Raw genomic sequence first — 8,438 nt, 5'->3', positions numbered from 1 at the left:
AACGCAGTGCGAATCGCGTTCTTCAGTTTCGCTGGGACATCAACAGGCTTGGGGATCCGGATTCGTCGCAGGTACTGTGCCTGGAAGCGGAGATAGCCTCCTCGCATCTTCACGGCGTAAGACCAGATGAAGAACAGTGCGACTTTGGAACTGAGCAAACCGCCAAGAACCTCCATGTCCCAGGCGCTTGAGATGATGAAGTAGAGGTTGTGGTGGGGATGAAAGTGCCCCTCTTCGAAAACAACTTCATTCGATCCAGCGATGTCAGGCACCAGGAGCTTGGGCACGGAAACCAACTCTGGGTAGACGCGATCAATGGTCCTGAACCAGCCCGCGTTGTTGTTCTGCGCAACGTGGCGCTTGCGGATGATGTTCTCGTGAGATTTGAGGTAGCGAGCGAGACGTGGGTAACGATTGAGGTCGATGAGCTTGCCCTGATCATCAAACGTATTAATCACAAAGCGCTTGGCGTCTTTGATGTTGCCCCGTTCGATGTCTTCACGCTTCACCAAGGGCACGAGACGGCTGGATTCAATGTCAACGCCATCGTTGACGATGAAAATTTTGTCGTTGCCTGTGGCTACACCAATTCGCACCCGTGTGGTTCCATCAGCTTCGATAGATGGGAAACGTGCTTCAAGCAGGCGAAGGGTTTCGAGGTGCTGCGGAGAACTCAGGACCCAAGGTTCATCGCCTTGGAACCATGTTTCATGAGTTGCTACAGAAACGCCTGAGTGCGATGACCTGCCATCTTGTATAGCTCGCTGAATAATGGCGCATTCTTCGGGAGTCGCAGTCGACATACTACCGACAGACACTCGCGCGCTCTTACCTGGACCGATTGCGAAGATGGATGGATAGGCGATGACTTCGGACTCAAAGGGCGAAGCTCGGTGCAGGTCAATGTATGCGTGAACCTTGAACCTTTCCGTGATCCTCTTGCGCAGAGGGGCCCCGTATCGATTCAAAATCCAGCGATCCGCGCAGATAAAGGACAGAACGCCATCGGGCTTGAGCAAGTCGAGTCCGCGCTCAATGAAGGCCACGTATAGGTCTGCGCGATCGTAGAGAGATGTGTACCGACGTCGGTACTCTGCCTGGAGAGAAGGGGCGAGTTGTTCGATTCGGATATAGGGCGGGTTTCCGACCACTACATCGAACGGTTCATCCTGTGCCAGGAGGAAGTCGCCTTCGCGCACCCACTGTTCGGCCAAGCGACGCGCAACCCTTGTGGATACGTCTTGCTCTTGAAGCGCCCTCACCACAGCCGAGCGAGAAGCGACAACATGGTCTGGGTCGATATCGTACGCCACGACCCGTTGTCCAAGCGCTGTTTCCTTGACTCCATCGCGGCGGGACGCCTTGAGCAACCGGTCGACAATTGGCACGAGGAACGCTCCTGTTCCGCATGCCGGCTCCAAGATGCGCATGGACGCGAGGGCGCGATCCGGAGTGTACCGGGCGAGGTCAAGGATCAGATTGACCACATGCGGCTTCGTCAGGACGACGCCGTGAGTCTCTCCGGATGCCCGCTCCCCGTACTGGTAAGCGTCCTTACTGAATTGCGAAGGCAGATTGAACTGCAACTGCATGTCCGGTCCTCAGATGCTGGCAAGGAATTTTCCGACGTGGGCTCCAAGCCCAGCGAGGAACTGCTTTACGCCAAGATCGCGAGCCGGTTCAGTGTAATCACCGCTCTGACCCTGCGCTTCGGTGCACAGGAGAAGCGCGGAGGAATCGAAGAGCTTCTCCAAGACCAGCTTGCGGAGAAGCAGTTCATATCGCTGGGCATAGGACGTATCCCAGAATTCTGGGAATACATCGAAGTGGGGCTCGTCTACCTTGACAGGTCGCTTGGAGGCCGGGCAGTCCTCCAAAAGCATCAACCAGCCAAGCCATGGTCGAGGGCTGGCACCGAAGGCTTTTTCCCGGAACGCGGTTTCGATGTCCTTACCCGTACCGATGGCTTCCTCGCTGCGGTTATTGAAGTTATTCCCGAAGGAGGGACCTCGTTGGGACTTGAACTCCAGCGCTGCCACGAGCATGTCCTCGTAGACGACGACCATGTCCCACTTCTTGGTGGGCCGGAAGTAACCAGGCAGCTCCAGCTTCGTGCTCGTGTAGATGTGTGCTTCCGGAAGCCCATTGTCGATCAGGAGTTGGTTGACAAGGCGACAGAATCCGTCCATCTGCTTCCCGCCAGTTACGGCAGAACGCCGACCACGGTCAGCATCTTGTTTGGCCTGCCGTGCGGACTGTTCGTTCAGCGTCTTCCAGTAGTGCGCGACAGCCTTGCGTGTGCGGTTCTCGTAATCGGTGAGGGTGACGCTCATGGACGGCGGAACTCCTGCGCTCCCGTCGATTCTGATCGACTCGGATGATGCGGCATCTTCTTCGGCGCGCATCATCTGGCCAAGTTCTTGACTGACGTGGGGCGTAGTTGGTGACCACAAGGAGCCTGTGGGTCGGGTTACTTGGCTCTCGTACCGAACGATACCGGTCATGTTATACGCATGAACCTTGGAGGTCATGCGCATGCCGCCCCGTCTTCATCGCGCCGCTGTGGCGGCTCTGTTCGCCTGCGCCACCGTCGCGGATGCCCAGCATCCGGCCGTGGTTCGTGTGCGCCGCGAGCAGCAGCTCGTGCTCGCCCAGGTACCCGCTGGCGGTGAGCCGGAGCTGCGGTTGGCCCCGGGCATCCCCACGGTCGTGCGCTTCGACGCGGAGGTGGTGCACGCCGAGGTGACACGGACGAGACCCGGGCGCCCGGTCTGGGTGGAGGTGGTCGGGCGTTCCGTGTCGATCAAGTCCCGGGAGGAGTTGGCCCCCGGTGAGAGGTTGTCGCTGGAGGTGGTCCTCGTGCAGGGCCCGATCCGCACTCGGCTGGTCTTCCAACTCGTCTCGCGCCCCGGTGAAGTAGACGCGCGGGTGGATGTGGAGCTCCGCCCGCGCTCGACCACGCCGGAACCGGACGCCGCGTTCACACAGCGCGAGGACGGTCCGTTCTCCCGCCTGGTGCTCTCGGGAGTGATGGGGCAGTCCGGCATCACGGGCAGCATGTTCCCGGGAAAAACCATCGGAAGTGGGGTGATCGCGAAGAAACCGTGGGACTACCGGGCGGAGCATGGGCGGGCCATCACCTTCCTCGTCCACAATCCCGAGGGAGCGAGGCCCTGGGTTGTGTCGGACGTCGTGTGCCTGTCGCCGACGGGCGAGGTGCTCAAGAGCGGCGTTCCGTGGACGGTGCGCATGGCGGCGCCCATCGAGCCAGGGAGCAGCGGGCAGGTGGTGGTGGAGTCGACGGAGAAGGGGGCCGGTGCGCCCGTGCTTCTGGAGGTACGGGAGGCGGGCGGAAACCGTGTTGTGCGGGTGGAGGAGTCATACTGAATGGCTGCACACGCGGCGTGGAAGTGGGACCCAATGGAGCTGCCCGCGGGCACGCGCGTAGGCGACTGGGTCATCGTCAGCCGGCTGGGCCGGGGTGGTTTCGGGGCGGTGTACCTCGTGCGCGGGAAGGGCGTGCTCCGGCGCCAGGCCGCGCTGAAGCTGGCGCTGAAGCCGGGCCCTGTTTCTCGCCGGCTGGAGCGGGAGGTGGAACTGCTGTCACGGGTGAAGCACCCCAACGTGGTCCGCCTCATCGATGCGGGGTACTGGCACCTGCCGGGCACCGGGGAGCGCCTGCCCTTCCTGGTCATGGAGCATGTGCCGGGCCCTTGTGTGTATGACTGGCTCCGCCTGCGGGACGTCCAGGTGCGCGAGGCGTTGAAGCTCATCAGGCAGTCGGCGCTGGCGCTGCACGCGGTGCACGAGGCGGGCGCGATGCACCGAGACGTGAAGGGGGAGAACCTCCTCGTTCGTGGGGATGGGCGGCTGGTGCTGGTGGACCTGGGCGTGGGCGATTACGAGGGGGCGTCCCCGCTCACCGGCACGCAGCTCCCGCCGGGCACGTCGACCCATCGGAGCCCCGAGGCCCTTCGCTTCCAGCGGGAACACCTGGACGACTTCCGGGCGCACTACGAGTTCCGCATCACGGATGAGGTGTACGCGTTGGGCGTCACCTGGTACCGGGCACTCACCCACACCTTTCCTTTCGAGGACGAGCCGCCCGTGGACGCCCACCGGGCACACCTGGGGGGGCAGTTACCCAGGGCTCCGGCCGCTCTCAATCCGCGTGTGCCCCCGGGAGTCAGTGCCCTGGTGTTGCGGCTGCTGTCGCCACGGCCCGAGGAGCGTCCAGCCAGTGCGCGGGAGGTGGTCGAGGCAGTGGATGCGCTCCTGCGGCAGGGTGGGCTTGAGCTGATGGCGCCCCTCTTCGCGCGAAACGAGGAGCCCACGTCGCACGCGCGTCCCACGGAGGACAGCGCGCCGCGCCGGGAGCCAACGCATCACGGGGGCACGTTGCTCCTGGGCGCTGTGCTGATGGCCGCGCTAGCGGTGGGGCTCCACGCCCGCTCGCATCTGCCCGTCGCATCCAATCCCCCGACCCAGGAAGGTCCTCCCATGCGTGAATCGAAGACTCCCTCCAACCCCTCGCTGGCTCCCGAGACGGAGCCCTCCTCTCTGGACCTGGACTTCATGAAATCGCTGGCGGCGGCCGTGTGCCTCGTGACCACGGGCTGTGCCAGCGTGCCGGTGCATCCGACCTGGCCCCAGGACTGTCCCAAGGAGGCGCTCACGGCCATGGGCATCAGGGGCTTCGGACCGGGCAGGCAGGGCTACGTCACGCTCGACATCAACCGGCCGGGCGGCGCGAGCGAATTCGAAGACTTCCGCGCGGGCCCCATCGTGAGCGTCATCCACGACAAAGATGATGCTGTCGATCTGCTGCCAGTGCGTACGAAGCTGTACGGGCACCTGTGGACGGGAGGGGAGAAGATCCATGCCTATTGGACCCACGCGGAGTTGCCCTGGGGTCAGAAGATGCCGGTGTGCATGGTGCTCGGCTTCGACGAGCGGGGGGGCTATTGGAAGGAGGCGGGGACGTATCCGGGCACCTTCAAGATCAGCCTGCAGGCCCCCATGACGGTGACGCGCCGCTTCGAGCGGCCCGAGTGAGGTCACCAGATACCAGGGTTGCGAGAGGGCTCTCCGTTCCCGACCCGCTGCAACTCCAGCCGAGATGAGCCATGGCAGCTGGATCGCTACCGCTCTACATGGTGGAAGAGGATGTGCCGCTGCTGCACGAGTGGCTCAACGCGGACCCCGAGATTGCCTTCCTCCTGCACGATGGGCCGGATCGCTGGCGAGCCGTGTGGCAGGTGGACGACATCCGCGGCAAGACGATGCTCTGGCACGTTCCTGGTGGCCCCCTCCCGCTTCTGCATCCCGAGGGTCCTGACACCCGTATCGAGGATCCCTTCGCTGGCTGGAAGGAGCTGAATCCTGGCCTGGACAACTCCGTCCCCTACTTCGGACCCTACAGCCATGTCAGCATCTTGATGCGCATCTGGGTTCCCGGCTGGAGCGTGTTGCCCAGGGACTGCGTCGACATCTCCACCTTCTCGTGGCCGGCCCTGAAGGTGACCCGTTCTCCCCCCGAGTCCACGCGTCGCTGGTGGAAGCGGTTGCGCGCCTTCATCAAGCGCCATGCGCGTCTCGTGACGCGCTGGGGCCCTCTGGAGGGTCCTGACGCCGACATCTGGGCGATGCCCGCCGCCCTGCGCGCGCTCCAGTCCGGAATGCAACGCGCCGAGAATCCGTGGCTGCGGTGAGCCCCTCCCTCCACTGTGGGTGTGCCCTCCCGCGCCCACGGTGGGAAGCGCGGTCGGAAACTACCGGTGTCAGGGGGCATCGCTACAGTGCTCCCAAGTCGCCGTGAGCCCCTCGAACCTCGCCTCCGTCGCAGTCGGCCGTCCCGTCCGGGGCGAGTTCACCTACGTCGTGCCCGAGGGTCTCTCCGGGCGCCTGGCGCCGGGTCAGCGCATCCTCGTGCCCTTCGGACGGAGCATGTCGCTCGGCTTCTTCCTCGGGCCCGCCCAGCCTCCCGCCGAGGGCGAGAGCGTCAAGCTCAAGCCCATCATGAAGGTGCTGGACGAGTCGCCCTCGCTCCCGCCGGACCTCATCGCGCTCCTGCGCTTCGCCGCCGAGCACTACCGCTACCCGCTCGGCGAGGTCATCAAGAGCGCGCTGCCCCCGGGGCTCACCAAGGCCGTGGAGGAGAAGGAGGCGAAGCCGGACGTGCAGGAGTTCGCCGTGGCGCTCGTCCCCGAGGCCCCCGCCGTCCTCCGCCGTGCGCCCGCGCAGTCCGCCGCCCTGGCCTACCTCCTCGCCGTGGGAGGTCGCGCCCCCATTGAGGAGGTCGCCCACGCCATCCCCGGTGCCCGCGAGACGCTGCGCAAGCTCGTCGAGCGCGGCTTCGTCCGCATCGACGAGGAGGTCATCGCCCCGGGAGTGAAGGAGGGGCTCGCCCAGGGACGACCCGAGCAGCTCACCCCCGAGCAGGCCGCCGCGGTGCTGGAGCTCCACGCCGCCGTCGACACCGGGGGCTTCCAGCCCTTCCTCCTCCACGGCGTCACCGGCAGCGGCAAGACGGAGGTGTACCTGCGCGCCGTGGAGCGTGCGCTCGCGCGAGGGCAGGGCAGCCTCGTGCTGGTGCCGGAGATCGCCCTCACGCCGCAGCTCGTGGGGCGCTTCCGCAGCCGCTTCGGCGCGGACGTGGCCGTGCTGCACTCGGGCCTCAAGGACCGCGAGCGCCTCTTCCACTGGCAGGCCCTGCGCAAGGGCGCGGTGCGCATCGCCGTGGGCGTGCGCTCGGCGGTGTTCGCCCCCGTGGACAACCTCGGCCTCATCGTCGTGGACGAGGAGCACGACCCTTCCTTCAAGCAGGAGGACAAGCTGCGCTACCAGGCCCGGGACCTGGCCGTGGTGCGCGCCAAGCAGGCCGGGGCCGTGGTGGTGCTCGGCTCGGCCACGCCCTCGCTGGAGACGCTGGAGAACACCCGCCGAGGCCGCTACCGCAAGCTCGAGCTGAAGCACCGCGTGGATGATCGGCCCATGCCCCGCATCGAGCTGGTGGACCTGCGCCAGGAGCGCCCCCGCGAGCCGCTCGTACAGGAGGAGGCCCCCATCCTCTCGCCGCCACTGCTCGACGCCATGGCGGAGACCATCGGGCGCGGCCAGCAGGTCATCCTCTTCCTCAACCGCCGAGGCCACAGCACCTTCCTCATCTGCGAGGTGTGCGGCACCTCGGTGAAGTGCTCCGACTGCGACGTGTGCCTCACCTACCACCGCTCGCAGAACCGGCTGGTGTGCCACTACTGCGGCGTGGCCCACCCCGTGCCCGAGCACTGCCGCGAGTGCACCGGGCCGCTGTTGAAAATGGGCATCGGCACCGAGCGCGTGGAGGCCGAGGTCGCCGAGCGCATCCCCCAGGCCCGCGTGGCCCGGTTGGACCGGGACTCGGCCACCAGTGCCGAGCGCCTCACGGAGATGCTGGCCTCCTTCGCCCGCCGGGAGATTGATGTCCTGGTGGGCACGCAGATGGTGGCCAAGGGGCACGACTTCCCCGGGGTGACCCTGGTGTGCGTGGTGATGGCGGACACCTCGTTGGCCATTCCGGACTTCCGCGCCGCCGAGCGCACCTTCCACCTCCTCACCCAGGTGGCGGGGCGGGCCGGGCGTGGGAAGGACCCGGGGCGGGTGCTGGTGCAGACCTACAATCCGGACGCCGAGCCGGTGAAACGGATGCTGGCCCACGACTTCGAGGGCTTCTCCCAGCGGGAGCTGGAGCGGCGCAAGGTGCTTGCCTGGCCGCCCTACACGCGCATGGCGGCGGTGCGGCTCGAGGGCGAGCACGCCGAGCAGACCGCCAGCGTCGCCCGGCAGCTCGGGGACTTCATCTCGCGCAACATGCCTCCGGTCTCCTGGGGAGTGCGTCTGCTGGGCCCGGCCGTGGCCCCCATCGCCCGCATCCGCGGACGTACCCGGTGGCAGTTGCTCCTCAAGGCGCCCAGCCATGCGGCGCTCGCTCCGCTGCTCGCCCGCCTGGAGGCGAAGCTGGTCGACCTCCCGTCCGCCGTGCGTGTCACGATCGACGTGGATCCGGCGGCCATGCTGTAGACTGCCGTCTGGTTTCCAATGGCCGAATCGGTCCTACTCGTCCACGACGACATCGCCACCATCGCCACCGTGCGCCGGTTGCTCGCACGCGAGGGCTATGAGGTCATCCTCGCCACGTCCGTGGCCGATGCCCTCATTGCCTTCGGCCATCACCTGCCCGCGCTCATCGTCCTGGCGCCCGGGGTGGAGAGCGGTCGCGGCCACCTGGTGCTCGAGGAGCTCGGGCAACACCCGGACATGCGGCTCGCGCGCGTGATGCTGCTCGGCGAGCCCATTCGCGGCAGCGCCGCCCCGGTGGCGCCCCTGCCCCTGGATGGGGCCAGCTTCATGGAGCAGGTGGTCACCATCATCGGCTCCCCCGCGGGCCCGGAGGCCTGGTT

General features: G+C 66.0%; 6 protein-coding genes and 1 pseudogene. 5 read left to right on the top strand and 2 right to left on the bottom strand.

The window, feature by feature from the left end; translation table 11 throughout:
• Positions 1-1,592 (bottom strand): Eco57I restriction-modification methylase domain-containing protein (locus VF794_RS28415; protein WP_331115761.1); only part of this gene is annotated, 1,592 nt, incomplete at its 3' end.
• A 9-nt stretch (positions 1,593-1,601) separates the two neighbouring features.
• Entirely contained in the window at positions 1,602-2,333 is a 732-nt protein-coding gene (locus tag VF794_RS28410; RefSeq protein WP_331115759.1) for a PaeR7I family type II restriction endonuclease, read from the bottom strand.
• A 202-nt stretch (positions 2,334-2,535) separates the two neighbouring features.
• Here VF794_RS28410 and VF794_RS28405 point away from each other — a divergent pair, with 202 nt between their 5' ends.
• The 5 genes and pseudogenes from VF794_RS28405 to VF794_RS28385 form a co-directional block, all read left to right on the top strand.
• Positions 2,536-3,387, top strand: coding sequence for a DUF2381 family protein (locus tag VF794_RS28405; RefSeq protein ID WP_331115757.1), 852 nt, complete (start codon positions 2,536-2,538; stop codon positions 3,385-3,387).
• Positions 3,388-5,055 carry a serine/threonine-protein kinase gene (locus VF794_RS28400; RefSeq protein ID WP_331115756.1) on the top strand — a complete coding sequence of 556 codons (1,668 nt, stop codon included), beginning with the start codon at positions 3,388-3,390 and terminating at the stop codon, positions 5,053-5,055. It abuts the gene before it with no gap.
• Between the two features lie 71 nt (positions 5,056-5,126).
• Positions 5,127-5,711 (top strand): hypothetical protein, encoded by a 585-nt coding sequence (locus VF794_RS28395; RefSeq protein WP_331115754.1) that lies wholly within the window; start codon positions 5,127-5,129, stop codon positions 5,709-5,711.
• 103 nt (positions 5,712-5,814) lie between these two features.
• The gene (gene priA, locus VF794_RS28390; protein WP_331115752.1) at positions 5,815-8,058 is read left to right on the top strand and encodes a replication restart helicase PriA; all 2,244 of its coding nucleotides are present in this window, start codon (positions 5,815-5,817) and stop codon (positions 8,056-8,058) included.
• 18 nt (positions 8,059-8,076) lie between these two features.
• A pseudogene (locus VF794_RS28385) lies at positions 8,077-8,438 on the top strand (hypothetical protein); the annotation flags it as partial.

The organism is Archangium sp. (assembly GCF_036389735.1).
In the GTDB taxonomy this organism is placed as follows: domain Bacteria; phylum Myxococcota; class Myxococcia; order Myxococcales; family Myxococcaceae; genus Archangium.
The sequence above is the reverse complement of the archived record's forward strand: the minus strand, read 5'-3'. Positions and strand labels throughout refer to the sequence as shown.

Bases quoted from the DNA above. Each gene is read 5' to 3' on its own strand.
- VF794_RS28400 (WP_331115756.1), top strand. From the start codon at position 3,388: ATGGCTGCACACGCGGCGTGGAAGTGGGACCCAATGGAGCTGCCCGCG.
- VF794_RS28395 (WP_331115754.1), top strand. From the start codon at position 5,127: ATGGCAGCTGGATCGCTACCGCTCTACATGGTGGAAGAGGATGTGCCG.
- VF794_RS28410 (WP_331115759.1), bottom strand. From the start codon at position 2,333: ATGAGCGTCACCCTCACCGATTACGAGAACCGCACACGCAAGGCTGTC.
- VF794_RS28405 (WP_331115757.1), top strand. From the start codon at position 2,536: ATGCCGCCCCGTCTTCATCGCGCCGCTGTGGCGGCTCTGTTCGCCTGC.